The sequence below is a fragment of the Pseudomonas sp. LABIM340 genome (assembly GCF_040017195.2).
GTDB lineage: Bacteria > Pseudomonadota > Gammaproteobacteria > Pseudomonadales > Pseudomonadaceae > Pseudomonas.
The window spans coordinates 4,434,563-4,460,102 of sequence record NZ_CM200227.1 but is presented as its reverse complement, the minus strand read 5'-3'; the positions used below and the strand labels follow the sequence as shown (position 1 = coordinate 4,460,102).

The window sequence follows — 25,540 nt, the reverse complement described above, 5'->3', positions numbered from 1 at the left end:
TCGCAGATGGCGTGCACTACCGGCCAGGCCTGTCTGGCGACATTCCTATTCACCGGAGAAAAACGAGGAATCCATGAAGGTTCTTGTAGCTGTCAAACGAGTGGTTGACTATAACGTCAAGGTCCGCGTCAAGGCGGACAACTCCGGCGTCGATCTCGCCAACGTCAAGATGTCCATGAACCCCTTCTGCGAAATCGCCGTGGAAGAGGCCGTCCGCCTGAAAGAGAAAGGCGTCGTCACCGAGATCGTTGCGGTCTCCGTCGGCCCGACCGCTGCCCAGGAGCAACTGCGTACCGCGCTGGCTCTGGGTGCTGATCGCGCCATCCTCGTTGAAACCAACGAAGAACTGAGCTCCCTGGCCATCGCCAAGTCGCTGAAAGCCCTCGTCGACAAAGAGCAGCCGCAGCTGGTCATCCTCGGCAAGCAGGCCATCGACAGCGACAACAACCAGACCGGCCAGATGCTGGCTGCGCTGACCGGCTACGCCCAGGGCACCTTCGCTTCCAAGGTCGAAGTCGCTGGCGACAAGGTCAACGTCACCCGTGAAATCGACGGCGGCCTGCAGACCGTTGCCCTGAACCTGCCGGCAATCGTCACCACCGACCTGCGCCTGAACGAGCCGCGCTACGCGTCGCTGCCGAACATCATGAAGGCGAAGAAGAAGCCGCTGGACGTGGTGACCCCGGACGCCCTGGGCGTTTCCACCGCTTCCACCGTGAAGACCGTGAAAGTCGAAGCTCCGGCTGCCCGTAGCGCTGGCATCAAGGTGAAATCGGTGGCCGAACTGGTCGAGAAACTGAAGAACGAGGCGAAAGTAATCTGATGGCTATCCTGGTAATCGCTGAGCACAACAACGGCGCACTGGGCGCTGCCACTCTGAACACTGTCGCTGCCGCGCAGAAGATCGGTGGTGACATCGCTGTCCTGGTCGCTGGCCAGAACGTCGGTGGCGTGGCTGAAGCCGCTGCCAAGATCGCTGGTGTTGCCAAGGTGCTGGTCGCCGACAACGCTGCCTACGCTCACCAGCTGCCGGAGAACGTCGCTCCGCTGATCGCTGAGCTGGGCAAGGGCTACAGCCACGTGCTGGCCCCGGCCACCACCAATGGCAAGAACTTCCTGCCGCGCGTCGCTGCCCTGCTGGACGTCGACCAGATCTCCGAGATCATCGAAGTCGTCAGCGCCGACACCTTCAAGCGTCCGATCTATGCCGGTAACGCCATCGCTACCGTGCAATCCTCGGCTGCCATCAAGGTCATCACCGTACGTGGCACCGGCTTCGACGCCGTCGCTGCCGAAGGTGGTTCCGCCGCTGTTGAAGCCGTTTCCGGCCCGGCTGACGCTGGCAAGTCCGCCTTCGTAGGCGAAGAACTGGCCAAGTCCGACCGTCCGGAACTGACCGCTGCCAAGATCGTCGTTTCCGGCGGCCGTGGTATGGGCAATGGCGACAACTTCAGCATCCTTTACTCCCTGGCTGACAAGCTGGGCGCTGCCGTCGGCGCTTCCCGCGCTGCCGTGGACGCCGGCTTCGTGCCGAACGACATGCAGGTCGGCCAGACCGGCAAGATCGTTGCTCCGCAGCTGTACGTGGCCGTCGGTATTTCCGGCGCCATCCAGCACCTGGCGGGCATGAAGGATTCGAAAGTGATCGTTGCGATCAACAAGGACGAAGAGGCGCCGATCTTCCAGGTCGCCGACTACGGCCTGGTCGCCGATCTGTTCGAAGCTGTACCGGAGCTGGAAAAGGCCATCTGAGCCCGATCCGCTTGTTGAAGGAACCCGCCCCATGTGGCGGGTTCTTTCATTTCAGGTCCCTGATTTTTCTCGGGAATGAGCTTTTTTCTGCGCCGATGACCCGCTGGTCACGAATCTTTGCCGAGAAGTCCACCGGCGAAGGTGTCTCATCTACAATGCGCGACGTCTCCAGTTCCTGAATGTGTTCAATCGACACCTGGCTACCGAGGTTTTCATGATCATCAAACCGCGCGTGCGTGGCTTCATCTGCGTCACTACCCACCCGACCGGCTGTGAAGCCAACGTCAAGGAACAGATCGAGTACGTCGAGGCGCACGGCCCCATCGCCAACGGTCCAAAGAAGGTCCTGGTCATCGGTTCCTCCACCGGCTACGGCCTGGCCGCGCGTATCAGCGCCGCCTTTGGCGCCGGCGCCGACACCCTGGGTGTGTTCTTCGAGCGCCCCGGCAGCGAGACCAAGGCGGGCACAGCCGGCTGGTACAACTCCGCTGCCTTCGAGAAGTTCGCCAAGGCCAAGGGCCTTTATGCGCGCAGCATCAATGGCGACGCCTTCTCCGATGAAGTGAAGAAAGTCACCATCGACACCATCAAGCAGGACCTGGGCAAGGTCGACCTGGTCGTCTACAGCCTGGCCGCTCCGCGCCGTACCCATCCGAAGACCGGCGAGGTCTTCAACTCCGTGCTCAAGCCGGTCGGCAAGGCCGTCAACTTCCGTGGTCTGGACACCGACAAGGAAGTGATCAAGGAAAGCGTGATGGAGCCGGCGACGCCTGAGGAAATCGCCAACACCGTAGCGGTAATGGGCGGTGAAGACTGGCAGATGTGGATCGACGCCCTGCAGGAAGCCGGTGTGCTGGCCGACGGCGCCAAGACCACCGCCTTCACCTACCTGGGCGAAGAGATCACCCACGACCTTTACTGGAACGGCTCCATCGGCGCCGCCAAGAAGGACCTGGACCAGAAGGTCCTGGGCATTCGCGAGAAGCTGGCCTCCACCGGTGGCGACGCCCGTGTTTCGGTGCTGAAGGCCGTGGTCACCCAGGCCAGCTCGGCCATCCCGATGATGCCGCTGTACCTGTCGCTGTTGTTCAAGGTGATGAAGGAGAAGGGCACCCACGAAGGTTGCATCGAGCAGGTCGACGGCCTGTTCCGTGAGAGCCTGTACGGTGCCGAGCCGCATCTGGACGCCGATGGTCGCCTGCGCGCCGACTACAAGGAACTGCAGCCGGATGTGCAGGACACCGTGAAGGACCTGTGGAACAAGGTGACCAACGAGAACCTGTACCAGCTGACCGACTTCACCGGCTACAAGTCCGAGTTCCTGCGCCTCTTCGGTTTCGAGATCGCTGGTGTGGACTACGAGCAGGACGTCAATCCGGACGTGCAGATTCCGAATCTGATCCAGCTCTGAGTTTGCCCCAATAGAAACGGCGCCTTCGGGCGCCGTTTTTGTTTTCCAGCCTGGTTCAGTTCGACGCGGTCACGGGCGCATGATTGCGCTGGAGGAAGTCCAGGTAGAGGCGGGCGGTTTCCTCCGGGCGCTCGATCATTGGCACGTGGCCGCAATCGCGCAGGATGGCCACGCTGGGTTTCTTCAGCAGCGGCTTCATCACGTCGATGCTGGAAACGTCCAGCACGCGGTCGCGATCGCCCCACAACAGCAGGGTCGGCGCGGTGATCTTCGGCAGCTCGGGCTCCAGCGGGATGTAGCGCTCACGTAGCTGCTGGAAGACCATGCCGTTGAACGCGCTGCGCTCCAGCGAGCGTTCCGCCAGGTAATCCCGCAGCCGCGACGGCAGCGGCGGCTTCTGCACGAAGACGAAGTCCAGCAGGGCCGGGAAGTCGTCCACCGAACGCAGCACCAGCGGGTTTTCTCCGGCCTTGAGGCGCTCGAACAGCTCGCTCGGGTGCGGCGCCGTAATGCCGGCATTGTCGAACAGGCCGACCGACAGCACTTCCTGCGGATGCCGCGCGGCCAGCAGCGCGGCGATGTGCCCACCCATGGAGTTGCCGACCACGTGGAAACGGCCGATGCCCTGTTCGCGCATGAAATCCGCCAGGCGCTCGGCCTGGGTGCCGACGTCGTAGCTGATGTTTGCTGGCTTGCTGCTGTCACCGAAGCCCGGCAGGTCGACGGCGATGACGTGATAGTCCTTGGTCAGGAAGCGGGCGAAGCGCGGCCAGTTGCTCTTGTCGGCGCCGAAGCCGTGGATCAGCAGGATGGTCTGGGCCTTGTCCGGGCCGCCCTCGTAGTAGGTGATGTCGAGGTCGTCGACCTGCAGGCTGTTGGTGGACAGCCGGGCGCGGGCGCTTTCGACATACTGCGCGGTCGCCAGCAGGGTGGAGGGGAAGGCGTAGAGCACGCCGGCGGCGACGGCTATCGCCAGGAGAAGGGCCAGAAGGGCTTTCTTCATGAGAAGTCCTTATTACCAAATCGGGTCGGTGTGCTTTACGCTAGCATTTTGCGGCTCTAAGCATGGCCGTTCTTTCTTCTGGTGAGCGAGACTACCGATGCCTGATTGCTCCACGCTGATCCGTGCGGCGCTGTTGCTGGTGACTTTCTCCATTCCCCTGGCCGGTTCTGCTGCCGGCAAGTGCGAGCGCCTGGTGGCTACCGGTAACCCGGAATACCCACCCTACCTGTGGCGCGACCCGGCGCAGCCGGAGCGACTGATCGGCGCCAATGCCGACCTGCTGGAGCAGATCGGCAAGGCGGTCGGGGTGAATATCCGGGTGATCTACACCGGTTCCTGGGCGCGTGCGCAGGAAGAGGCGCGGCTGGGGCGGGTCGACCTGATTGCCGGCGCTTTCCTCACGCCGCCGCGTCTGGAGACCATGGACTACATCCATCCGGCCTTCCTCACCACCGACAACGTGGTGTGGATGCGCAAGGACGCCACCACGCCCTACACCGGTCGTGACGATCTGCGCGGCCTGAAGGGCGGTACCCTGGTGAACAACAGCTTCGGCCCGGACTTCGACACCTTCGCCAAGCAGGAGCTGACCCTGGAAGAGGTGCCCAGCCTGACCCAGGCGTTCCAGAAACTGCTGCTCAAGCGCTCGGATTATGTGATCTACGAGCACTACCCCGGCCTGGCGGTCGCCGATACCCTCGGCATGGCCGACGACCTGCAGCCGCTGGAACCGCCGATCTCCAGCGAAGGTCTGTACCTGACCGTGGCGCACAACTCGGCCTGCAATGACCCGTGGCTGCGCGGACAACTGGCGAAAAAAATGACAGAATTGACGGCCGCCGGAGTCCCGCAGCGCCTGCTGCAGGACAACCTGGCCCGCTGGAAGGCCCAGCAGCTTCAGCCTGCCAGCACTCCCACCGAGTAGGACAATAGATTTCGTGATCAATCGACGGATGATGGTCGCCGGCCTGGCTTTGTTTGCATTGGCCGGCTGTGCGACGAACGACCCGGCACCCAACGAACAGATGCGCCTCACCGAGCAGGCGCTGGAACAGGCCAAGGCCGTGGGTGCGACCGATGACGTGGCCGAGCTCAAGCTCGCCGAGGACAAGTACCAGGCCGCCAAGGGCGCCCTGGCAGTCGGCTCGAACAAGAAGGCGCGGCAGCTCGCCGAGCAGGCCGAGCTCGACGCCCGCCTGGCCGAGGCCAAGGAGCTGACGCGCAAGAGCGCCGAGCAACTGGCCGAGCAGAGCAAGAGCATCAACCGCCTGCGCAAACAGTTGGGAGAAGTGCAATGACTTCCACACAACTGTTGCGCCGCAGCTCCTCGTGGATCGGCGCTCTTTCCGCCGTCGTGCTGCTGGCCGGCTGCGCCAACAGCCAGCTCAGCGAGAAATCCCTGGAGCAGGCCCGCCTGCAGTTCCAGGCCGTGAAGGAAGATTCGTCCGTGCTGCGCAGCGCGCCCAAGGACGTGATCCGCGCTGGCGAGTCGCTGGCCCGTGCCGAACGTCTGTCCAACTACTGGGGCAGCAGCGACGACGTGCTGCAGTACTCCTACCTCAGCCAGCGCTACAGCGAGATCGCCCGCGAGCACAGCAACCTGGCGCTGAACCAGGAGCGCCTGGCCAAGCAGCAGATGGAGCGCGAGCGTCTGCAACTGGCTATGCGCGAGGCGCGCCTGCTCAACGTGCAGGAGCAGAGCAAGTGGCTGGAGCAGCAGATGGTCAGCCTCGCCACCAATGAAACCGAGCGCGGCCTGGTGCTGACCCTCGGCGACGTGCTGTTCGACAGCGGCGAAGCGGACCTCAAGCCCGCGGCCAATCGCACCGTGCTCAAGGTCGTACAGTTCCTCCAGCTCAACCCGCGCCGGGTGATCCGCATCGAGGGCTACACCGACGGCGAAGGCGACCGCGAGCAGAATCTGCAGCTGTCCAAGGACCGTGCGCAGGCCGTGGCCGACGCGCTGACCGATCTGGGTGTAGACGAGAAGCGCGTGCAGGTGCAGGGCTATGGCGAGGCCTATCCGATCTCGGACAACGCCTCGTCGTTGGGGCGCGCGCAAAATCGCCGGGTGGAAATCGTCTTCTCCGATGAGAAGGGCCAGCTCGGCGCCGAACGCTGATCCCTTCGCAATATCCCGTCACAGGAAAACCCCGGAAGCCTCGGCTCCGGGTTTTTTTGTCAGGGGGATCTCGAAATCTTTCGAGTGGCAGCTTGGCGAAAATAGCCGAGTGCGACTAATCCCCTCAGGGGAGCTGTAGACGAGAGAACGAGATGTCATCGGAAAAGAAGCTTTTCAATGTAATCGTGGCGGACCCGCAACCGATGATCGGTTGGGGCCTGGAACGCTATCTGCTGGAGCGCGAACTGGCGCAGGTGAAGGCCTTCGTCAGCGACACCGACAGCCTGCTGGATGTGCTAAGTGCCCATCCCGAGGTCGATCTGGCCATCGTCGAGCTGGCGCTGCCCGGCGCCCGTGGGCGTGACGGCGTGCACCTGATCGAGTGGCTGCAGCGCCACCATCCGGAAGTACCTGTACTGGTCTACTCGGTCATGGGCGCGCCGCTGTTGGCGAGCGCGGCGGTCAAGTGCGGCGCCGTCGGCTATGTCTGCAAGCGCAACCCGCTGAGCCTGCTGGACGACGCCATCGCCCGCATCCGCAAGGGCGAGACCTACATCGACCCGATGCTGCGACCGCCGCGCCACACCGGCAAGCCGCTGAGTCCGACCGAGATCGATATCATCCGCCGCTTGGCCCATGGCGCCACGGTGGGAGAAATCGCCGAGCGGACCAACCGCAGCGTCTCCACCATCAGCACCCACAAGCGCAACGCCATGCAGAAGCTCGGCCTGACCACCGATGCGCAACTGGTGGTGGCGGGGCTGCTGGACTGGCTCGGGGAGATCTGAGCGGGCAGGGCGGCGTAACTGTATCGGACGGAATACCTCCGACTGTTCTGGAACAGTTTGCACTTTTTGGCTACTGTTTCGGTTCAATGACCGAGGGATGGCCGTCATGTCCAATCTGCTGCTGTACCAGCGCATCGCCCAGCAACTGGCGGAAGACATCCGTCGTGGTGTCTACCAGCCGGGCGAGCGCGTGCCGTCCGTGCGCAAGTTGAGCACTCAGCTCAACGTCAGCCATGCCACGGTGCTCCAGGCCTATGCCACCCTCGAAGACCAGGGGCTGATCCGCGCGCGCCCGCAGTCCGGCTTCTACGTGCACCGCACGCCCGCGCTGACCGCCTCGACTCCGGACATCGCCCGCGTCGAGCGGCCCGGCCTGGTCACCCGCAGCAGCATCATCAACCAGGTGCTCGCCGAAGCGCGCCGCGAAGGCGTGTTTCCGCTGGGCGCTGCGGTGCCGCACGTGGATTACCTCCCGGTCCGCGCGCTGCACCAGCAACTGGCCAAGGTCACGCGCTTCTCCAGCCCGCGCGCCTTCAGCTACATGTTCAGCCCCGGCTACGAGCCGCTGCGCCGCCAGGTGGCGATCCGCATGCGCGATGCCGGCGTGGTGGTCGATCCGACCCAGGTGACCATCACCCATGGTTGCGTGGACGCCATCCACATGGCCTTGCGCGTGATGACGCGCCCGGGCGACCTGATCGCCACCGAGTCGCCGAGCTACTACGGCTTGCTGCAGTTGGCCGACATCCTCGGCCTCAAGGTCATCGAGATCCCCAGTGACCCGCTCACCGGCATCAGCCTGGAGGCCCTGCAACTGGCCGCCAACCAGTGGCCGATCAAGGCGCTGGTGCTGACCGCACGCCTGAGCAACCCGCTGGGCGGCACCATCCCGGAAGACCGACAGAAGGCGCTGCTCAAGCTCACCGCCGAGCACAACATCGGCGTGATCGAAGACGACATCTACGGCGAGCTGATGTTCGACCAGGGGCAGACCAAGGCGCTCAAGGCCCACGACCGTGACGGCCGCGTGGTCTACTGCTCGAGTTTCTCCAAGACCATTTCCCCCGGTGTGCGCATCGGCTGGATCATCACCGAGCGCTACCAGGAGGAAATCCGCCGCCTGCAGACCTTCACCACGCATTCGGCGTGCACCGTCACCCAGATGGGCGTGGCGGCGTACCTGGAGAACGGTGGTTACGACCGGCACCTGCGCTACATCCGCCAGGAGTACCGCAAGAACATGACCGCCTACCAGCTGGCAGTGCAGCAGTACTTCCCCGAAGGCACGCAGATGACCCGGCCCAAGGGCGGCTTCATCCTCTGGGTCAGCCTGCCGGCCAAGGTGAACACCAAGGAGCTGCACGTGCGCGCGCTGGAGCAGGGCATCAGCATCGCGCCGGGGCTGATCTTCAGTAACACCGAACAGTTCAACAACTGCCTGCGCCTGACTTGCGGCATCCCCTGGGACCGCGAGGCGGAGCGGGCGATCATGACTCTCGGCATGCTGGCCTGCCAGCTCTGCCAGGAGGAGCTGATCGCCGCGTAATTGTCGGTTTGCGTATGAGCGGACTTTGTCCGCGATGGTATCCGGCGCGATGCGGACCTATCGCGGACGGAGTCCGCTCCTGCGTAGTAGCTTCATATCGGCGTTAACCCGTTTTCCCACATCGTCTCGTCCAAGGGAGTTGATCCCTTGATGAGGCCGCCGCCGTGCCGCTTGCCACACTCGAGCTTTTGCCTGCCCGCCACGGCGCTATCCCGGCGCTCGTACCATCGGCACTAGTCGGCCGCTGGCGAGAAGCCAGCCGAAACCCGCCCCGTTACGGATCGAGAGAGTTGAAGATATCCCCCAAGGACGAAAGCGACGCGGCACTGCTGCGACGCTACCGACAAGGTGATGCCGAGGCCTTCGCTGAGCTCTACGCTCGCCATCGCCTCGGCCTGTTCCGCTTCCTCTGCGGCCTGTGTGGCGACCACGCCCAGGCCGAGGAAGTGTTCCAGGAAACCTGGATGAGCCTGATCCGCAGCGACAGCCAGCCACTGGGTGCGGCCAGCTTCAAGACCTGGCTGTACCAGATCGGCCGCAACCGACTGATCGACCATTGGCGCAAGCTGGGCCGTCACCTGGGCCGTCAGGAGAGCTTCGACGAGCAGTTGCACGGCGAGGCGCTGGCCGGCGAAAGCGTCGACCCCGAGCGCGAGCTGAGCCTGAGCCGCGACCAGCAGCGCCTGCAGGGCGCGCTGGAGTCCTTGCCGGAAGAGCAGCGCGAAGTGTTCCTGCTGCGCACCCATGGTGACCTGGAGCTGAACGAAATTGCCGAGCTGACGAAAACTCCGGCCGAAACGGTGAAGAGCCGGCTCCGATATGCCATGCAGAAGCTGCGTCGGTTGTTGTCCGACCCGTCGGTGACCGAGGAGGTGAATCCATGAACCGCGATCCGCACGAGCAGGACCTGCTCGAGCACTACCGCCGGCACAGCGATGAGCAGCCGTCGGCGCAGCTGGACGCGCGCATCCTGGCCGCCGCCCGTGCCGCCGTGGAGGAGAAAAAGCCGAGTCTCGCCCAGCGCCTGCACCACTGGCTGCTGGGCGCCGGCAGCCGGCAGCGCTGGGGCGTCGCCGTGGCGGGACTGGCGACCCTGGGCATCGGCCTGAGCCTGACCCTGCGTACCTACGAGGAGGCGCCGAACCGCTTCGATGCACCGGTCGCGCCGGCGATGATGCGCGCGCCGGCTCCCGCTCCGGCCATGGCACCGCCAGCGGCTCCGGCTGCCGCGCCCTATGCGGCGGAGCCGAGCATGGCTGCGCCGCAGAGGGATAGCGTGGCTGCCAGCGCCTCTCTGGAAGAACTCGCCAAGCCAGCGCCGATGAGCAAGAAGATGGCCGTGGAGAGTGCGAAGGCCAAGGCTCAGACGGATGCTCGCGAGCTTTCTGACGCCCAGGCGCAGGGAAAGGCGCAGGCGTTCGCGGAGGAGATCGACGAGCCGCGCACCAGCCTGCTGCATCTGCGCGACTTGCAGGACAACGGGCGGAAGGAGGAGGCTGAACGTGTGCGCGAGAGCCTGCGGCAGCGCTTCCCGGACCTGGATATCGATCACGCCTTGAAGGATTTGCCTGACAACCCTTGATCAGTGACAGGCGGGGTTCAGACCGCGTCTGTCAGACTGATTACCGTAATGGTTTGTCATGGCAAGGCTCTTGCTCTGCCTCGCATCTCGCGCCAGCATTGCGCGGTTTTTCTGACGGTCCGCTCCATGAATAAGTCCCGAATTCTCGTTGTCGCCAGTTTGTCCCTGCTGCTTGCCGCCTGTGGTGATGAGCACAAGGACAAGGCTGCCGTTCCGGCTCCAACGCCCGCTGCTGTGTCGGCGCCAGCTGCCAGCTCGCCCGCGCCCGAACCGGCCGCCGAGCAACCGCGCGAATCGGAAGCCAAGCCCGCCGCGGCCAAGGCCGTGGCCTCGCCCAAGGCGCCGGCCGTCGAAGCGGCCATCAAGCCGGAGGCCAAGGCGCCGTCAAAAACTCCCGCGCAGGTGAAGAAGCCGGTCGACCCTGTCGTCAAGCAGCCGCTGCCGCCGGTGAAGCTCGACCTGCGCCTGCCCAAGGAGTTGGTGCATCAGCTGGAGCCGGACCAACCGGTGACTGCGCTGGAGGAAGAAAAGCCGATTCTGCCGCAGATGTTCCGCAGCAAGGATGAGAACGCCGAGGTAAGCCCGTTCGCGGTGGGTGGCCGGCTGATCTCGCGCGAGCCGAATGAGCGCGAAACCAATGACGACAGCTGGCACTCGGATATCCGCGGCGCCGAGTTGCAGTTCAAGTTCCGCAACTGATTTCCCTGCTCCTGCAGAGAGCCGCGCACAACCGCGAAAGCTGTGCGCGCCATGGGGCACTTTAGAAGCGGTGCACACCGCCGCGGATCGCCTCGAACAGTTCCCCGTCCAGCGCCCGGTAGGCCGCCTCGCCGGGCAGTCGCACGAACAGCGCCTCGGTCACGGCTGAAGGGTCGTAGGCGTTGCGCTTGAGGTCGGTCTTCTTGTACTTGAAGGTCCCGGTGGTCTCTACCTGGACCAGCAGGCGCAGGAACAACGGCACCGCATAAGCCGGCAACTCACGGTCCAGGTGCGCCGCCAGCTGCGCAGCGTCCAGGCTGGCGCCGTCGGCCAGGCGCAGCGCGGCCATGCCGCAGCGGCCGTTGGTGCCGGGGATCTCCACGCCGTAGACCACCGCATCCTCCACGCCGGGGAAGGCGCCCAGGGCGTTTTCCACTTCGGTGGTGGAGACGTTCTCGCCCTTCCAGCGGAAGGTGTCGCCCAGGCGGTCGACGAACTGCGTGTGCTTGAAGCCGATGTCGCGCATCAGGTCGCCGGTGTTGAACCAGGTATCGCCTTCCTTGAACACGTTGCGGTAGATCACCGCCTCGCTCTTGGCCGGGTCGGTGTAGCCGTCGAACGGCCACTTGTCGCTGATCTCGCTGATCAGCAGGCCGGCTTCGCCCTTGTCGACCTTTTCCATGAAACCCTTGGCGTTGCGCACCGGCTGGTCATTTTCCAGGTCATAGCGAACGATCGCGTAGGTTGCCGGCGAGAAGCCCACCGTATTGTCGAAGTTGAATACGTTGGTGAAACCGATGTTGCCTTCGCTGGACGCGTAGAACTCGGTGATCCGCTCGATGCCGAAACGCTCTTTGAACTCGTTCCAGATCGACGGGCGCAGGCCGTTGCCGATCATGCAGGTCAGGGTGTTGCCGCGCTCTTCCGCGCACTGCGGCTGGTTGAGCAGGTAGCGGCAGAGCTCGCCGATGTAGCCGAAGCAGGTCGCCTGGTAGGCCTGCACGTCTTTCCAGAAGGCGCTGGCGGAGAACTTGCGGCGCAGGGCGATGGCCGCGCCACCGGCGAGCACGGCGCTCCAGCACACGGTCACGGCGTTGTTGTGGTAGCAGGGCAGGGTCAGGTAGAGCACGTCGCTGGTGGTCAGGCCCAGCCCGGAGTGGCCGAAGCCGCCGTAGGCCTTGATCCACTTGCCGTGGCTCATGATCGAGGCCTTCGGCAGGCCAGTGGTGCCGGAGGTGTAGATGTAGAAGCAGGCGTCCTTCAGACGCACCCGCGCCGTCTCGGCGAGGTTGTTCGAGTCCTGCTCCTGGGCCAGGCGCATCAGGCTCTGCCAGCCGGTCGGGGCCTGCGCCGAGTCTTCACCGTCGGCGATCCAGTAGCAGCGCCCGCCACTGTTCTCCAGGGCCGGGCGGACGTCCTCGAAAGCCTCGCGCAGCTCCTCGCCGACCACGAAGTGGCTGGGCTTGACCAGATTGAGGCTATGGCTGAGCACCTGGCCGCGCTGGGTCGTGTTGACCAGTGCGCCGATGGCGCCGAGCTTGGCCAGGGCGGCGAGCACCACCATGAGTTCGGCACGGTTCTCCAGCATCACCGCGACTACGCTGGCATGGCCCACACCCTCGGCCTGGAAAGCCCGCGCCAGGCGGTTGGCCCAGCCGTTGAAAAGGGCATAGGACAGGCGCCGGCGTTCGTCGATCAGCGCCGGGCTGTCCGGGTAGAGGCGCGCGGCGCGCTCCAGCGCCCAGCCCAGGGAGAGGTTCTTCTCGCGGTTGCGGATGCCGGTGTAGTACAGCCCGCGCAGCATGCGTGGCACGCGGCCGAGGGTGGCCGGCAGGTGGGCGAGGAAGCGGGTCGGGGTGATGATGTCGGCGTGGCTCATTGACGCGTGCCCTTATTGTCATTGTTGTCTGGCGTGCAGACGCTCAAGCGCGACTCTAGGTCGGCCCCTGGCGGGAGGCTATGGCCCGGGCGCGCGCGTGGCCGGGCAGATCGGCAAACCGGCCGGCAGAGCGTTCATCGCAGTCTAGGAGGGGATGGCGGGACGGCCAGGGCGGGTTTGTGTCGATTGGTAAACGCCACAGGGCACGCTGCCGGCGGCTATGCGGCGGATAACGCGTGCCGCGTTATGCGCCCTACGGTAACCCGGACGCAGGGCGAATAACCGCTTGCGGTTATCCGCCGTTGGCCGTGGTGCGACGGAAGGCAGATAGGGCGCGGCGGTCAGTCGAGGAACAGGTCGGGGACCAGGCTGCCGCCGTTCGGGTCGAAGCGGTACTGCTCGAAGTCACTCTGGCCCTGTTCGCGGAGGATGTCCTCGTCGATCAGCAGGCGGCCGCTGATGGCGCGCTCGCTGCTGGAGAGGATGGCGTAGGCGGCGTCGGCCATGATCGCCGGGGTGCGGGCGCGTTTGAAGGCGTCGCGGCTGCCCAGTTCGAACTCGATGGCGGCAGTGGCGATCATGGTCTTCGGCCACAGGGCGTTGACGCTGATGCCGTACTTCTTGAACTCCTCGTGCATCCCCAGGGTGAGCATGCTCATGCCGTATTTGGTGACGGTGTAGGGGCCGTGCTGGGCGAACCACTTGCCGGCCAGGTTGATCGGTGGCGACAGGCTGAGGATGTGGCCCTTGCTCTGCTTCAGGTAGGGCAGCGCGGCCTGGCTGCAGACCATCACGGCACGGGTGTTGATCTGGTACATCAGGTCGAAGCGCTTGGGCTCCAGGCGCTCCACGCCGACCAGCTTGATGGCGCCGGCGTTGTTGATCACCGCGTCGATCCCGCCGAAGTGCTCGGCGGCCTTGGCCATGGCGTCGCGTACGGCGTTCTCGTCGCGCACGTCCAGTTGCAGGGCCAGCGCCTTGCCACCGGCGGCCTCGACTTCTTCGGCGACGCTGAAGATGGTGCCTTCGAGTTTTGGATGGGGCTCGGCACTCTTGGCGGCGATGACGATGTTGGCGCCGTCGCGGGCGGCGCGCAGGGCGATCTCGCGGCCGATGCCACGGCTGGCGCCAGTGATGAAGAGGGTTTTGCCGTTGAGGGACATGGTTGGGGCTCCGTGTTCTTGTTGTCTTTGTCGGACGGAATCGCGGATGAATCCGCTCCTACGAAATGTGCTTTCTGATGTCAGGTGCGCTTGGGCCTGCCCTCACCCTAACCCTCTCCCGGAGGGAGAGGGGACTGTTCGGAGAAGGATGAAACCGTGCATTCAGCCGGCACAATCGGCTCCCTCTCCCTCAGGACCAGGGCTGGGGTGAGGGAAACCAAGCGGTCAGGCAGACTCCAGCGCCTCGACCTCCACCAGCAACTGCCGGGATTTCACCTGCTCACCCTTGGTCACCTGCACGCGGCGGATCACGCCGTCGACGCCGGCCTTGAGCGGGTGCTCCATCTTCATCGCTTCCAGCACCAGCAACAGCTGGCCCTTGCTGACCCGCGTGCCTTCGGCCACCAGCACGTCGACGATGGCGCCGTCCATCGGCGCCTTCACCGTGCCGGAGCCTGCGCCAGAGGAGGCACTGACCGGCTCGTGGGTGACGTCCTGCAGTTCCAGGTTGCCGTCCGCGCCATACAGCCACAGGCGCGCGCCATCGCGGTGGAAGGGCAGGCGGCGGCGGATGCCGTCGGCTTCGAGGATGGCGTCGCCGTTGTCCTCGCCGAGCAGTCGCAGGTTGATCTCGCTGTCACCGATGCGCGCCAGCAGCGTCGGCTGGGGGCCGTGCTCGCGGACTTGCAGCTCGACGATGAATTTCTCCTCGCCATGCTTGAGCACGAAACGCCACGGCGCGCTGCCCGCGCTGCGCCAGCCGGACAGGCCGGGCTGGTGCGCGCGGTCGCTGGCCGAGGCCTGGTAGAGCAGGGCGGCGGCACAGGCCAGTTCCAGTGTCTGCGGCTGGCGCGGGGCCAGGCTCGGGTCGCCGGCGAACTGCTCGCCGATGAACGCGGTGGTGGCCTTGCCGGCGGCGAATTCCGGGTGCTTGAGCAGGTTGGCGAGGAAGCGCTGGTTACCGGTCACGCCCAGCAGCACGCAATCCTCGACGGCGCGCACCAGCTTGCGCCGGGCCTCGTCGCGGGTGGCGCCGTAGGCGATGACCTTGGCCAGCATCGGGTCGTAGAACGGCGTCACCGGCTGGCCTTCGCGCAGGCCGTGGTCGATGCGGATGCCGTCCAGCTGTGGCGGTGTCCAGCGCAGTACCTGGCCGGTCTGCGGGAGGAAGCCGCCACCTGCATCCTCGGCGTACAGGCGCACTTCGATGGCGTGGCCCCTGAGCTGGACCTGCTCCTGGGTCAGCGGCAGCGGGTGGCCTTCGGCGACGCGGATCTGCCAGGCCACCAGGTCCTGGCCGGTGACCAGCTCGGTGACCGGGTGCTCCACCTGCAGGCGGGTGTTCATTTCCAGGAAGTAGAAGGCGCCGCTGGCGTCCAGCAGGAATTCCACGGTGCCGGCGCCCAGGTAGTTCACCGACGCGGCGGCCTTCACTGCAGCCTCGCCCATGGCCGCGCGCAGCTCCTCGCTGAGTACGGGGCAGGGCGCTTCCTCGATGACTTTCTGGTGGCGGCGCTGCACCGAGCAGTCGCGCTCGCCGAGGTAAACGATGTTGCCGTGACTGTCGCCGAACACCTGGATTTCCACGTGGCGCGGTTGCACCACGGCCTTCTCCAGGATCAGCTCGCCGCTGCCGAAGGCGTTCTGCGCTTCCGAGCGCGCGGTGCGCAGCTGTTCGGCGAGGTCTTCGCTGCGGGTCACCAGGCGCATGCCGCGCCCACCGCCGCCGGCGCTGGCCTTGATCATCAGCGGGTAGCCGATGCGCTGCGCTTCGCGGGTGAGCGTGGCGTCGTCCTGCTCCGCGCCTTCGTAACCGGGGATGCAGGGCACGCCGGCTTCGAGCATGGCGATCTTCGACAGGCGCTTGCTGCCCATCAGGTGGATGGCTTCCACGCCAGGGCCGATGAAGACGATGCCAGCGGCCTCGCAGGCGCGGGCGAAGTCGGCGTTCTCCGAGAGGAAGCCGTAGCCGGGGTGGACGGCGCCGGCGCCGGTACGTTTGGCCGCGTCGAGAATCGCTTCCGGCTTCAGGTAGGACTGGCCCACCGGCGCCGGGCCGATGCACACGGCTTCGTCGGCCAGCTGCATGTGGCGGGCGTTGGCATCGGCCTCGCTGTACACGGCCACGGTGCGGTAGCCCAGGTCGTGGGCGGTGCGGATCACCCGGCAGGCGATCTCGCCACGGTTGGCAATCAGGATTTTGTCGAAACTGGGCATGGTGGCTGTTTCCCTCTCCCCAGCCCTCTCCCTGAAGGGAGAGGGGGTTGTTCGGTGCGCGCGTTGGGTCACTGCGCCCAGTTCGGTTTGCGTTTCTGCACGAAGGCCATGGTGCCTTCGGCGCCTTCCGCGCCGGTCACTGCGGCGGCGAACTGACGAGCAGCGTCGTCCAGCAGCGGGCCAAGCGCTTCGCTCTCGGTGGCCAGCAGCAGCGCCTTGGTCGCGGCATTGGCGCCGGGGGCACAGCGGCGCACCTGGTCGATCGTCTGGGCAAGCTGTTCGCCGAGGCTCTCGGCGCTGTCCGCGCAGACATGCACCAGGCCCAGGCGCAGCGCCTCGCGGCCATCGAAGCGGGCGGCGGTGAGCGCCAGGCGGCGCGCCTGGGTCAGGCCGATGCGCTTCACCACGAAGGGCGCGATCTGCGCCGGCAGGATGCCGAGGCTGGTTTCCGGCAGGCCGAACTGCGCGTCCGCCGCCGCCAGGGCGATGTCCGAGATGCAGGCGAGGCCGAAGCCACCGCCAAGCACCGCGCCTTCCAGCACGGCGACCAGCACCTGGGGTTGCGCCTGGGCTTCCTCCAGCAGGCCGCCGAAGGCGCGGTTCAGCGCGGCGTAGGCATCGGGACCGGCGGCGCGGGCGCCGGCCATGTCCTTGATGTCGCCACCGGCGCAGAAGTGCCCGCCGGCGCCGCGCAGGACGATGGCGCGCACGCTGCGGTCGTCGCGCACGGCGGCAAGCAACGCGCGCAGTTCGCCGACCATCGCCAGGCTCATGGCGTTGCGGCTGTCCGGGCGGTTCAGGGTGACGTGCAGCACGCCGCCGTCACGTTCCAGCAGCAGGGTTTCGCAGTTCGGCAGGGTCATGGCATCAGCCCTTCTTCTTGCCCGGCAGGGTGCCCATCATCTTGCAGATGATGCCTAGCATGATTTCGTCCGCACCGCCGCCGATGGACACCAGGCGGGTGTCACGGTAGGCGCGGGAGACCGGGTTCTCCCACATGAAGCCCTGGCCGCCCCAGTACTGCAGGCAGGCGTCGGTGACTTCGCGGGCCAGGCGGCCGACCTTGAGCTTGGCCATGGAGGCCAGGCGGGTCACGTCCTTGCCGCGGATGTACTGCTCGGTGGCCTGGTAGGTGAGGGCGCGCAGGCACTCGATCTCGGTCATCAGTTCGGCCATGCGGAAGTGGATGACCTGGTTGTCGATCAGTGACTGGCCAAAGGTCTTGCGCTCCTTGCAGTACTCGATGGTGGCGTTGACGCAGTACTCCAGCCCCTTGATCCCGCTGGCGGCGCCGAACAGGCGTTCTTCCTGGAACTGCAGCATCTGCATCATGAAGCCCGCGCCCTCGGCGCCGATGCGGTTGCGCTGGGGGACGCGCACGTCGTCGAAGAACACCTGGGCGGTCTCCGAGCTGCGCATGCCGAGCTTGTCCAGGTGCGGGCTGACGCTGATGCCCTTGGACTTCATCGGCACCATGATCAGCGACTTGTTGACGTGGGGCTTGTCGTCGGAGGTGTTGGCCAGCAGGCAGATGAAGTCGGCGGACGGCGAGTTGGTGATCCACATCTTGCTGCCGTTGATGACGTAGTCGTCGCCATCCTTGCGTGCGGTGGTCTTCAGGCCCGCCACGTCGGAGCCGGCGCCGACTTCCGAGACGCCGATGCAGCCGACCATCTCGCCGGCGATGGCCGGGCGCAGGAATTCCTCGCGCAGCTCGTCGGAGCCGAAGCGCGCCAGCGCCGGGGTGCACATGTCGGTCTGCACGCCCAGGGCCATCGGCACGCCGCCGCAATGGATGGTGCCGAACTCTTCGGCGGCGACCACCGAGTAGCTGTAGTCCAGGCCCATGCCGCCGAATTTCTCCGGCTTGGAGATACCCAGCAGGCCCAGGTCGCCGGCCTTCTTGAAGACTTCATGGATCGGGAAGCGACCGGCCTTTTCCCATTCGTCGACGTAGGGATTGATCTCGCGCTCGACGAAATTGCGGACGGTACGGCGGAGTTCTTCGTGTTCCTGGGTGAAGATCATTTCTTGTTCTCCGTGGGATCTTTCAAGTCAGGTAGGGCAAATAAAGCGGAACGCTTTATTTGCCGGCTTGGCGGATGACGCCGGGGGCGTCATGCGCCCTACGGTCAAAATCGTGCAACGCCGAAACTGTTGTTCTTCAGCGGCCGTACGGCCGCCTCCGCGCAGATGTCCAGCAGGTAGCCGAGCAGCGCGCGGGTGTCGCGCGGGTCGATCAGCCCGTCGTCCCACAGGCTTGCCGTGCCGTAGAGCGCGGTGGACTGGGCGTCGAGCTTCTGCGCGGTCATCTGTTCGAGCATGTCGAGCATCTTCGGGTCGGGCTCCTTGCCCTCCTTGGCGTGCTTTTCCTCGGTGACGATGCGCAGCACCTTGCCGGCCTGGGCGCCGCCCATCACGGCGGTGCGGCTGTTGGGCCAGGCGAAGATGAAGCGCGGGTCCAGCCCGCGGCCGCACATGGCGTAGTTGCCGGCCCCGTACGAGCCGCCGACGACCAGGGTGAGCTTGGGCACCGTGGCGTTGGCTACGGCCTGGATCATCTTTGAGCCGTGCTTGATCACGCCCAGGCGCTCGGACTCGGTGCCGACCATGAAGCCGGTGGTGTTGTGCAGGAACAGGATCGGCGTGTTGCTCTGCTCGCACAGCTGGATGAACTGCGCCGCCTTGGCCGCGCCCTGCGGGGTGATCGGGCCGTTGTTGCCGATCAGGCCGCAGGCGTGACCTTCGATGTGCAGGTGGCCGCAGACGGTCTGGCTGTCGAACTCGTTCTTGAAGTCGAGGAAGCGCGAACCATCGGCGATGCGCGCGACGATCTCGCGCACGTCATAGGGCTTCTTGGCGTCCGCTGGGACCACGCCGAGCAGCTCCTCGGCGGGGTGCAGCGGGGCGTCCCATTCCTGCTTCGGGCGCGCCGGCAACTGCGCGTTCCACGGCAGCGCGGCGAGGATCTCGCGGGCCAGGCGCACGCCGTCGGCGTCGTTCTCCGCCAGGTATTCGGCGGTGCCGGCAACCTGGGCGTGCAGTTCGGCGCCACCCAGCTCTTCATCGGTGGCGATTTCGCCGGTGGCGGCCTTGAGCAGCGGCGGGCCGGCGAGGAACATCTTGGCCTTGCCACGCACTACCACCACGTAGTCCGACAGCCCTGGCTGGTAGGCGCCGCCGGCGGTGGACGAGCCGTGCACCACGGTGACCTGCGGAATGCCCATCGCCGACATGCGTGCCTGGTTGGCGAAGCCTCGAGCGCCCTCGACGAAAATGTCCGCCGCGTAGTTCAGGTTGGCGCCGCCGCTCTCGGTCAGCGCCACCACCGGCAGCTTGTTCTCGAAGGCGATCTGCTGCAGGCGCAGGGTCTTCTTCAGCCCGGTGGGGGAGATGGTGCCGCCCTTGATCGCGCTGTTGCTGGCGGTGACCAGGCAGCGCACGCCGGCGATGTAGCCGATGCCGGAGATGATGCCGCCGCCGGCCTGGGTACCGTCCTTGTCGTCATGCAGCTTGTAGCCGGCCAGCGAGGAGATCTCGAGGAACGGCGCGCCGGGGTCGAGCAGCAGGTTCAGGCGTTCGCGCGGCAGCAGCTGGCCGCGCTTGTCGAACTTGGGCTTGGCCTCGGCGGCCTTGTCCAGCACCTTCTGTTCGACCTCGCGGAAGCTCGCCACAGCGGCCAGCATGGCCTCGCGGTTGCGGGCGAAGTCTTCGCCCTGGGGATCGATTTCGGATTGGATGACGGGCATCGCTTACTCCTGATCCTTGAGGACGTCCGGCAGGTAGGCGCGGTGGAAGCCGTTGTAGGAGCGGCTCTGCCCCGGCTTGCCCTTCACCAGCGGGAAGGCGCGGCTGCCCTGGCTGGCGGCGCCGTCGATGCGGATGGTGTTGCCGCTGATGAACGCGGCGCCGGGGGAGAGCAGGAAGACGATGGCGGCGGAGACTTCCGACTCGGTGCCGATGCGCTTGAGCGGCACGTGCTCGCGCAGGGTCGGGATCACTGCCTTGAACGCACCTTCGTAGGTATCCATGCCGCTGGAGGCGACCCAGCCCGGCGCCACGGCGTTGACCCGCACCCCGGCGTGGCCCCACTCGATGGCAGCGGTCTTGGTGAAGTTTTCCATGCCGGCGCGGGCGGCGCCGGAGTGGCCCATGCCGGGCATGCCGCCCCACATGTCGGCGAGCATGTTGACGATGCTGCCGCCGGTCTTGCTCAGGCTCTGGTTGAACACTTCGCGGGCCATCAGGAAGCCGCCCACCAGGTTGGTGCGCACCACGGCCTCGAAGCCCTTAAGGTTGATCGAGGCCAGCGGCGCGGGGTATTGGCCGCCAGCGTTGTTGACCAGATGATGGATCGGCCCGCGCTCAGCGATGACCTGCGCCACCAGCGCCTTCACCGCTTCTTCGTCGCGGATGTCGCAGCTGTGCCAGCTGGCGCTGCCGCCGTCCTCGATGATTTCACCGGCGGTCTTTTCCAGCTTTTCCGCCTTGCGCCCGACCAGCACCACGTGGGCGCCGAGGGCAGCCAGCTCGTGGGCGGTGCAACGGCCGATACCGCTGCCGCCGCCGGTGACGATGATGGTCTGGCCGTCGAACAGGCCGGCTTTGAAGATCGAGTCGTAGCTCATTGTGGTTCTGACTCCGAGGTATCCCGTAGGGCGAATGAAGCGGCACGCTTCATCCGCCGTTTGTGATTGGCGGATAACGCCGGTGGCGTTATGCGCCCTACGTTCATTTCATCAGCGCGCGTTCAGTCCGTCGGCGATGTGCTGCGGCACCGCCACCGGGAATTCCAGCAACTGCTGGGCGAAGGCCTTGCCCTGCGGGTCGATGCGCAGGCTGGCGACGCCGCCGCCGCCCAGCGCGTTCTCCAGCAGGAAGTTCAGGCTGTGGCTGCCCGGCAGGTGCCAGCGGCTGACGCGACCGCGCTGCGGGTCGAGCACGTGCTGCATCCACTCGGCCACGGCGCCTTCGCTCAGCGCCTCGGCGATCCACGGCAGGTATTCAGCCTTGCGGGCCATGACGCCGATGTTGCTGTGGTTGCCCTTGTCGCCGGAGCGCGCCACGGCCAGCTTCACCAGCGGTACGCTGGCCTGGGCCGGGCCCTTGGCGGCTGGTACCGGAATATCGTCGGCCAGCGCGGCCGGGTCGAAGGCGTCGAGGGCGGGCAGGGCGGCGCCGTGGCGCTCACCGTCGATGTCCACGGCCAGCTCGCAGCGGTCCTTGTCGATCAGGAAAGAGAACAGACGGATCACCGGGTACACGGTCGGGCGGCCGCCGACGATGCCGGTCAGGCCCGGCGCCATGCCGGTGGCGGCCTGGGCGATCTCGCGGGAGAACAGCACCAGCGCTTCCTTGCGGCTGTGGCGCACGGCGAGCTTCACCACGATTTCGCGGTTGTCGCTGCGGCGCCCGTGCGGGCCGTAGGTGGCCTCGCTGCCGAGCAACTCCACGCTGACCTCACGGTACGGACCCCAACCGCGTTCCATGAGGATTTCCTCGGTCTTGGCGATGATCGCCTGGCTGACCCGCTCGGCCTTCTTCACCGCGTCGATGCCAGCGATCAGGCAGCTGGCGGTGCAGCGGAAGCCGTCGGGGTAGGTCGCGCTGACCTTGTATTGCCCGGTCGGCGGCAGGCCGCGTGCGCCGCTGACGGCCACGCGGTTGTCGCCCACCTGGGCGAGTTCGACCTGGGTGAAATCGCAGACCACATCAGGCAGCAGGTAGGCGCGCGGGTCGCCGATCTCGTAGAGCATCTGCTCGCCCACCGACAGCGGCGTCACCAGCCCGCCGGTGCTTTGCGGCTTGGTCACCACGAAGTCGCCGCTGGCCTGTACTTCGACGAGCGGGAAGCCGATGTGCTCGTAGTCCGGCACGCTTTCCCAGTCGGTGAAGTTGCCGCCGGTGCACTGCGCGCCGCACTCGATGATGTGCCCGGCCAGCGCGGCCTGGGCCAGTTTGTCGTAGTCGTTCCAGGCCCAGCCGAATTCGTGTACCAGGGCGGCGCTGACCACTGCGCTGTCCACCACGCGGCCGGTGATGACGATATCGGCGCCGGCCTTCAGCGCTTCGACAATGCCGGGGGCGCCGAGGTACGCGTTGACCGAGACGCACATCGGCGGCATCGGCGCACCCGAGAACATCTCGCGGATGCCGGCCTTGGCCAGTTCGCCCAGGCGCGGCTGCAGGTTGTCGCCTTGCACCACGGCGATCTTCAGCGCCACGCCGGCCTTCTCGCAGGCGGCGGCGAGGGCGCTGGCGCAGGCCGAGGGATTCACCCCGCCAGCGTTGCTGATCACGCGCACCTGCTTCGCCGCGATGTCACCCAGCAGGGGTGTCATCACTTCGACGAAGTCGGTGGCGTAGCCTGCCTCGGGATTCTTCAGACGGGCGCCGGCCATGATCGACATGGTGATTTCGGCGAGGTAGTCGAATACCAGGTAATCCATGTCCGCGCCGCGCACCAGTTGAGCGGCGGCGGTTGAGGTGTCGCCCCAGAAGGCGGAGGCGCAGCCGATACGTACGGTTCTAGTCATTGTTCTGCCCGTGACGCTGAGTGATGGATCGACATTACCAAGCAAGCGCTTGGTTGAAAAGCCCCGAAAGAACAACAACCCCAACCAATGGATGGCCAAGCGCTTGCTTGGTTGGGCTTCGGGGGCTTACATTTCGTCAGACAACACAAGCACTTGCAGGGCGTTTCGATGAATCGCCCTGAGCAGACCGGCCGATGGGCCTCATGGGGAGAGAACAGCGTGGATGACCGCAAAGCCCGCGAAGTTATGCTGGAGCTGGTCAAGACCGGGCAGATCACCGACCCGGAGAGCGCCCGCGGCAAGCTGTTGCACACGGCCGCGCACCTGTTCCGCAGCAAGGGCTACGAGCGCACCACGGTGCGCGACCTGGCCGGCGCCGTGGGCATTCAGTCCGGCAGCATCTTCCATCACTTCAAGAGCAAGGACGAAATCCTCCGCTCGGTGATGGAGGAAACCATCCTCTACAACACCGCCCTGATGCGCGCCGCGCTGGCCGACGCGACGACCTTGCGCGAGCGCTTGCTGGCGCTGATCCGCTGCGAGCTGCAGTCGATCACTGGCGGCACCGGCGAGGCGATGGCAGTGCTGGTCTACGAATGGCGCTCGCTGTCGGAAGAGGGTCAGGCGTACATCCTCAGCCTGCGCGACATCTACGAGCAGATGTGGCTGGAGGTGCTGGAAGAGGCGCGCCTGGCCGGTTTCAGCCAGGGCGATCCGTTCATCCTGCGGCGCTTCCTCACCGGGGCGCTGTCCTGGTCCATCACCTGGTTCCGCCCCGAAGGCAGCCTGACCCTCGACGAGCTGGCCGAGCAGGCGTTGCTGCTGGTGATGCGCGATTAATTTCCAGCGCTTGGCGCAGGGCTCTTCGTAGGAGCGAGCTTGCACACGTAGGGCGAATAACGCGCCAGCGTTATCCGCCGCCATGGCATCGGCGGATAACCCGTGCCGGGTTATGCGCCCTACAGGAATGCTTTTGCCTGGCTCAGATAATCCGCAACGGATAACTGAACAGCAGCAGGTGCAGGCAGTTCACCGCAGCATGCAGAAGGATCGGCACCACCAGGCGGCCGCTGAAGTGGAAGGCCAGGCCGTAGCCCAGCCCGGCGATGCCGGCGACCACGGCGAACAGCGGGTTGATCGGCCAGTGCACCATGCCGAACAGCACGCTGGCGGCCGCGACCCCGGCGACGGCGCCGAAGCGGCGCACCAGTTCAGTCTGCAGCAGGCCGCGGAAGAAGGCTTCCTCGGTCAGCGAGATCACGCAGACGTTGACCAGCATCCACAGCCAGAAGCCAGGCGGCCATTTCGGATTCCACACCACCAGGCCACCGGCGACGGCTACCAGCGGCACGGCGAACAGCGTGGTGACGATGACGATGGCGGCGAAGTCCGGCGAGCGCTTCTCCGTCGGTACCGGGTCACGGCGCAGCCACCAGGCCAGCAGGGTCGCGCCCACCAGCGCCTTGTCCCAGGACAGGTGCAGGGCATAGACGGGGGCGTCCGGGCTGAGCTGGCGTACCGGCCAGAGGGTCCAGGAGGTAGTGCCCGGCAGCAGGTGCGCGGCCAGGGCGATACTGAGCACGAGGCACACCAGCCACCAGAGCAGGCGCGGCAGGCGATGCTCGCCGTAGAGGGTCCAGGCGACGTAGACGGCGCCGATCAGCAACCCCACCGGCTGGACGAAACCCAGCGCGAATCCGCAGAGCAACAACACGATTGGCAGCAGCGGCAGGAGTTTCCTGAGCATTCTTTCCTCCATCAAGGAGGCGCAGTCTAGGCAATTTCGACTGCCGCTGGCCATGGCTATGGCCAGTTTTTGACTGAAGCGTCAGTCAGTTAGGCGACTCTCAGCGCTTGTCGTCGGCTTCCTTGGCATCCATCTCGGCGTTGCGCTCGTGGATGCGCTTGAGCTGTTCCTCGGTGAGCGGGAGCTTCTTCGCGGTGTCGCGCAGCATCATCAGCGCGCCGACGATGGAGCCCATGGCAAGGGCAATGATCAACCAGGCATACCAGGGCATGGTCCCGTCTCCGACAGTGGCAGTAGAAGGTCACGATACGCTGTGATTCAGACCTTGTCAGGCGCGGGCCGGTTCACAGCGATTGCTTCGGGCAGGTCGCTGTCGTCCTTGAGCCGCACGCCACTCACCCGCAGGCGCAGGGCCTGTTGCAGCAGATGGGCGAGCTTGTGCGCCGCCAGCTCGTAGGGCAGGCCCTGTGGGCGCACGTTGGAGATGCAGTTGCGCTCGCTGTCCATGCGCCCTACGCGCGGCTGCCAGGTGAGGTAGAGACCGAGGCTGTCCGGCGAGCTGAGACCGGGGCGCTCGCCGATCAGCACCAGTGCCAGCTTCGCTCCCAGTGCCTCGCCGATACTGTCGCCGATGGCCACGCGGCCCTGTTCGGCGAGCACCACTGGCGTGTGCTGCCAATCGGTGGCGAAGCGCTCGCGCAGGGCGCTCAGCAGCGGCAGCGCGTGTTGCTCGATGGCGAAGGAGGAGAGGCCGTCGGCGATCACGATGACCAGCTCCGCCGCGATCTTCTCGCCCTTGAGCTGCCACTGGCTGTCCGGGTGCAGCGCGCGGCCCAGGTCCGGGCGCAGCAGGTAGGTCTGGCGGTCCGGCGCTTCGCTGCGCGCGCGCAGGACGCGGAAGCCTTCGTGGGCCAGCGCCTGCTGCAGCGCCTCGAAGTCCAGCGGGTGGTGTACCGCATCACGGGCCTGGGCGTGGGCCAGGCCGAACTTCAGCACCTCGCGGGTTGGCAGGCTGGAGCCGACGCGGCCCAGCGCGATGCGCGCGCAAGTGTGCGCACGCAGTTCGTCCCACGGGTCGTTCTGGATCAGGTCCAT

Annotated in this window: 24 protein-coding genes; 12 read left to right on the top strand and 12 right to left on the bottom strand. The window is 65.9% G+C overall.

Annotated features, from left to right (window positions below):
- Nucleotides 1–73: 73 nt before the first annotated feature.
- The 3 genes from ABKS89_RS20305 to fabV all read left to right on the top strand — a co-directional run bounded on the left by ABKS89_RS20305 (nucleotide 74) and on the right by fabV (nucleotide 3,163).
- The gene (locus tag ABKS89_RS20305) at nucleotides 74–823 is read left to right on the top strand and encodes an electron transfer flavoprotein subunit beta/FixA family protein (RefSeq protein WP_026078867.1); all 750 of its coding nucleotides are present in this window, start codon (nucleotides 74–76) and stop codon (nucleotides 821–823) included.
- Nucleotides 823–1,752 (top strand): electron transfer flavoprotein subunit alpha/FixB family protein, encoded by a 930-nt coding sequence (locus ABKS89_RS20300; protein WP_348586811.1) that lies wholly within the window; start codon nucleotides 823–825, stop codon nucleotides 1,750–1,752. Before ABKS89_RS20305 ends, ABKS89_RS20300 begins: the two co-directional genes overlap by 1 nt.
- 214 nt (nucleotides 1,753–1,966) lie before the next feature.
- Entirely contained in the window at nucleotides 1,967–3,163 is a 1,197-nt protein-coding gene (gene fabV, locus ABKS89_RS20295; protein WP_348586809.1) for an enoyl-ACP reductase FabV, read from the top strand.
- A gap of 55 nt (nucleotides 3,164–3,218) precedes the next feature.
- Here fabV and ABKS89_RS20290 read toward each other — a convergent pair whose 3' ends face one another.
- Nucleotides 3,219–4,166 (bottom strand): alpha/beta fold hydrolase, encoded by a 948-nt coding sequence (locus ABKS89_RS20290; RefSeq protein WP_138214869.1) that lies wholly within the window; start codon nucleotides 4,164–4,166, stop codon nucleotides 3,219–3,221.
- Nucleotides 4,167–4,263: 97 nt separating this feature from the next.
- On the opposite strand from ABKS89_RS20290, the gene ABKS89_RS20285 reads away from it, so the two are divergent.
- The 8 genes from ABKS89_RS20285 (at nucleotide 4,264) to ABKS89_RS20250 (ending at nucleotide 10,903) form a co-directional block, all read left to right on the top strand.
- Complete coding sequence (locus ABKS89_RS20285) at nucleotides 4,264–5,091, top strand: substrate-binding periplasmic protein (RefSeq protein ID WP_138214868.1); 828 nt, start codon at nucleotides 4,264–4,266, stop codon at nucleotides 5,089–5,091.
- A gap of 28 nt (nucleotides 5,092–5,119) precedes the next feature.
- Nucleotides 5,120–5,464, top strand: a complete 345-nt coding sequence (locus ABKS89_RS20280; RefSeq protein WP_138214905.1) for a DUF4398 domain-containing protein — start codon at nucleotides 5,120–5,122, stop codon at nucleotides 5,462–5,464.
- Complete coding sequence (locus tag ABKS89_RS20275) at nucleotides 5,461–6,288, top strand: OmpA family protein (protein WP_242015372.1); 828 nt, start codon at nucleotides 5,461–5,463, stop codon at nucleotides 6,286–6,288. The genes ABKS89_RS20280 and ABKS89_RS20275 overlap by 4 nt, the downstream gene beginning before the upstream one ends.
- A gap of 152 nt (nucleotides 6,289–6,440) precedes the next feature.
- Nucleotides 6,441–7,076 (top strand): response regulator, encoded by a 636-nt coding sequence (locus ABKS89_RS20270; protein ID WP_138214867.1) that lies wholly within the window; start codon nucleotides 6,441–6,443, stop codon nucleotides 7,074–7,076.
- Between the two features lie 106 nt (nucleotides 7,077–7,182).
- Nucleotides 7,183–8,622, top strand: coding sequence for an aminotransferase-like domain-containing protein (locus tag ABKS89_RS20265; protein ID WP_045212506.1), 1,440 nt, complete (start codon nucleotides 7,183–7,185; stop codon nucleotides 8,620–8,622).
- Between the two features lie 290 nt (nucleotides 8,623–8,912).
- Nucleotides 8,913–9,506, top strand: a complete 594-nt coding sequence (locus tag ABKS89_RS20260; protein ID WP_138214866.1) for an RNA polymerase sigma factor — start codon at nucleotides 8,913–8,915, stop codon at nucleotides 9,504–9,506.
- Complete coding sequence (locus ABKS89_RS20255) at nucleotides 9,503–10,204, top strand: hypothetical protein (protein ID WP_348586808.1); 702 nt, start codon at nucleotides 9,503–9,505, stop codon at nucleotides 10,202–10,204. The genes ABKS89_RS20260 and ABKS89_RS20255 overlap by 4 nt, the downstream gene beginning before the upstream one ends.
- 126 nt (nucleotides 10,205–10,330) lie before the next feature.
- On the top strand, nucleotides 10,331–10,903 hold the full coding sequence (locus tag ABKS89_RS20250; protein ID WP_348586806.1) for a hypothetical protein: 573 nt from the start codon (nucleotides 10,331–10,333) through the stop codon (nucleotides 10,901–10,903).
- A 61-nt stretch (nucleotides 10,904–10,964) separates the two neighbouring features.
- Here the strand turns inward: ABKS89_RS20250 and ABKS89_RS20245 are convergent, their stop codons facing one another.
- The 8 genes from ABKS89_RS20245 to ABKS89_RS20210 form a co-directional block, all read right to left on the bottom strand.
- Nucleotides 10,965–12,782: a long-chain-acyl-CoA synthetase gene (locus ABKS89_RS20245; protein WP_348586805.1), complete on the bottom strand. Its 1,818-nt coding sequence runs from the start codon at nucleotides 12,780–12,782 to the stop codon at nucleotides 10,965–10,967.
- A 341-nt stretch (nucleotides 12,783–13,123) separates the two neighbouring features.
- A complete protein-coding gene (locus ABKS89_RS20240; protein WP_192295062.1) occupies nucleotides 13,124–13,945 on the bottom strand; it encodes an SDR family oxidoreductase in 822 nt (273 codons plus the stop codon).
- Between the two features lie 225 nt (nucleotides 13,946–14,170).
- On the bottom strand, nucleotides 14,171–16,162 hold the full coding sequence (gene atuF / locus ABKS89_RS20235) for a geranyl-CoA carboxylase subunit apha (RefSeq protein WP_348586804.1): 1,992 nt from the start codon (nucleotides 16,160–16,162) through the stop codon (nucleotides 14,171–14,173).
- A gap of 68 nt (nucleotides 16,163–16,230) precedes the next feature.
- Nucleotides 16,231–17,025, bottom strand: coding sequence for an isohexenylglutaconyl-CoA hydratase (gene atuE, locus ABKS89_RS20230; protein WP_348586802.1), 795 nt, complete (start codon nucleotides 17,023–17,025; stop codon nucleotides 16,231–16,233).
- A 4-nt stretch (nucleotides 17,026–17,029) separates the two neighbouring features.
- Nucleotides 17,030–18,190, bottom strand: coding sequence for a citronellyl-CoA dehydrogenase (gene atuD, locus ABKS89_RS20225; RefSeq protein ID WP_081518676.1), 1,161 nt, complete (start codon nucleotides 18,188–18,190; stop codon nucleotides 17,030–17,032).
- Nucleotides 18,191–18,294: 104 nt separating this feature from the next.
- Nucleotides 18,295–19,911 carry a geranyl-CoA carboxylase subunit beta gene (gene atuC, locus ABKS89_RS20220; RefSeq protein WP_348586801.1) on the bottom strand — a complete coding sequence of 539 codons (1,617 nt, stop codon included), beginning with the start codon at nucleotides 19,909–19,911 and terminating at the stop codon, nucleotides 18,295–18,297.
- 3 nt (nucleotides 19,912–19,914) lie between these two features.
- Nucleotides 19,915–20,790 (bottom strand): SDR family oxidoreductase, encoded by an 876-nt coding sequence (locus tag ABKS89_RS20215; RefSeq protein ID WP_081518674.1) that lies wholly within the window; start codon nucleotides 20,788–20,790, stop codon nucleotides 19,915–19,917.
- 111 nt (nucleotides 20,791–20,901) lie between these two features.
- Nucleotides 20,902–22,698 (bottom strand): acyclic terpene utilization AtuA family protein, encoded by a 1,797-nt coding sequence (locus tag ABKS89_RS20210; protein WP_348586800.1) that lies wholly within the window; start codon nucleotides 22,696–22,698, stop codon nucleotides 20,902–20,904.
- Nucleotides 22,699–22,917: 219 nt separating this feature from the next.
- On the opposite strand from ABKS89_RS20210, the gene ABKS89_RS20205 reads away from it, so the two are divergent.
- Complete coding sequence (locus ABKS89_RS20205; protein ID WP_218187697.1) at nucleotides 22,918–23,538, top strand: TetR/AcrR family transcriptional regulator; 621 nt, start codon at nucleotides 22,918–22,920, stop codon at nucleotides 23,536–23,538.
- A 142-nt stretch (nucleotides 23,539–23,680) separates the two neighbouring features.
- On the opposite strand, the gene ABKS89_RS20200 is transcribed toward ABKS89_RS20205, so the two are convergent.
- The 3 genes from ABKS89_RS20200 to eutC form a co-directional block, all read right to left on the bottom strand.
- The gene (locus tag ABKS89_RS20200) at nucleotides 23,681–24,445 is read right to left on the bottom strand and encodes a CPBP family intramembrane glutamic endopeptidase (protein ID WP_138214857.1); all 765 of its coding nucleotides are present in this window, start codon (nucleotides 24,443–24,445) and stop codon (nucleotides 23,681–23,683) included.
- Nucleotides 24,446–24,545: 100 nt separating this feature from the next.
- Nucleotides 24,546–24,716 carry a DUF2897 family protein gene (locus tag ABKS89_RS20195; RefSeq protein ID WP_138214856.1) on the bottom strand — a complete coding sequence of 57 codons (171 nt, stop codon included), beginning with the start codon at nucleotides 24,714–24,716 and terminating at the stop codon, nucleotides 24,546–24,548.
- Between the two features lie 47 nt (nucleotides 24,717–24,763).
- The gene (gene eutC, locus ABKS89_RS20190) at nucleotides 24,764–25,540 is read right to left on the bottom strand and encodes an ethanolamine ammonia-lyase subunit EutC (protein ID WP_348586798.1); all 777 of its coding nucleotides are present in this window, start codon (nucleotides 25,538–25,540) and stop codon (nucleotides 24,764–24,766) included.

Excerpts from the sequence above, each read along its gene's own strand:
- ABKS89_RS20305 (WP_026078867.1), top strand. The coding sequence starts at position 74 with ATGAAGGTTCTTGTAGCTGTCAAACGAGTGGTTGACTATAACGTCAAG.
- ABKS89_RS20300 (WP_348586811.1), top strand. The coding sequence starts at position 823 with ATGGCTATCCTGGTAATCGCTGAGCACAACAACGGCGCACTGGGCGCT.
- fabV (WP_348586809.1), top strand. The coding sequence starts at position 1,967 with ATGATCATCAAACCGCGCGTGCGTGGCTTCATCTGCGTCACTACCCAC.
- ABKS89_RS20290 (WP_138214869.1), bottom strand. The coding sequence starts at position 4,166 with ATGAAGAAAGCCCTTCTGGCCCTTCTCCTGGCGATAGCCGTCGCCGCC.
- ABKS89_RS20285 (WP_138214868.1), top strand. The coding sequence starts at position 4,264 with ATGCCTGATTGCTCCACGCTGATCCGTGCGGCGCTGTTGCTGGTGACT.
- ABKS89_RS20280 (WP_138214905.1), top strand. The coding sequence starts at position 5,120 with ATGATGGTCGCCGGCCTGGCTTTGTTTGCATTGGCCGGCTGTGCGACG.
- ABKS89_RS20275 (WP_242015372.1), top strand. The coding sequence starts at position 5,461 with ATGACTTCCACACAACTGTTGCGCCGCAGCTCCTCGTGGATCGGCGCT.
- ABKS89_RS20270 (WP_138214867.1), top strand. The coding sequence starts at position 6,441 with ATGTCATCGGAAAAGAAGCTTTTCAATGTAATCGTGGCGGACCCGCAA.
- ABKS89_RS20265 (WP_045212506.1), top strand. The coding sequence starts at position 7,183 with ATGTCCAATCTGCTGCTGTACCAGCGCATCGCCCAGCAACTGGCGGAA.
- ABKS89_RS20255 (WP_348586808.1), top strand. The coding sequence starts at position 9,503 with ATGAACCGCGATCCGCACGAGCAGGACCTGCTCGAGCACTACCGCCGG.
- ABKS89_RS20250 (WP_348586806.1), top strand. The coding sequence starts at position 10,331 with ATGAATAAGTCCCGAATTCTCGTTGTCGCCAGTTTGTCCCTGCTGCTT.
- ABKS89_RS20245 (WP_348586805.1), bottom strand. The coding sequence starts at position 12,782 with ATGAGCCACGCCGACATCATCACCCCGACCCGCTTCCTCGCCCACCTG.
- ABKS89_RS20240 (WP_192295062.1), bottom strand. The coding sequence starts at position 13,945 with ATGTCCCTCAACGGCAAAACCCTCTTCATCACTGGCGCCAGCCGTGGC.
- atuF (WP_348586804.1), bottom strand. The coding sequence starts at position 16,162 with ATGCCCAGTTTCGACAAAATCCTGATTGCCAACCGTGGCGAGATCGCC.
- atuE (WP_348586802.1), bottom strand. The coding sequence starts at position 17,025 with ATGACCCTGCCGAACTGCGAAACCCTGCTGCTGGAACGTGACGGCGGC.
- atuD (WP_081518676.1), bottom strand. The coding sequence starts at position 18,190 with ATGATCTTCACCCAGGAACACGAAGAACTCCGCCGTACCGTCCGCAAT.
- atuC (WP_348586801.1), bottom strand. The coding sequence starts at position 19,911 with ATGCCCGTCATCCAATCCGAAATCGATCCCCAGGGCGAAGACTTCGCC.
- ABKS89_RS20215 (WP_081518674.1), bottom strand. The coding sequence starts at position 20,790 with ATGAGCTACGACTCGATCTTCAAAGCCGGCCTGTTCGACGGCCAGACC.
- ABKS89_RS20210 (WP_348586800.1), bottom strand. The coding sequence starts at position 22,698 with ATGACTAGAACCGTACGTATCGGCTGCGCCTCCGCCTTCTGGGGCGAC.
- ABKS89_RS20200 (WP_138214857.1), bottom strand. The coding sequence starts at position 24,445 with ATGCTCAGGAAACTCCTGCCGCTGCTGCCAATCGTGTTGTTGCTCTGC.
- ABKS89_RS20195 (WP_138214856.1), bottom strand. The coding sequence starts at position 24,716 with ATGCCCTGGTATGCCTGGTTGATCATTGCCCTTGCCATGGGCTCCATC.
- eutC (WP_348586798.1), bottom strand. The coding sequence starts at position 25,540 with ATGGACCTGATCCAGAACGACCCGTGGGACGAACTGCGTGCGCACACT.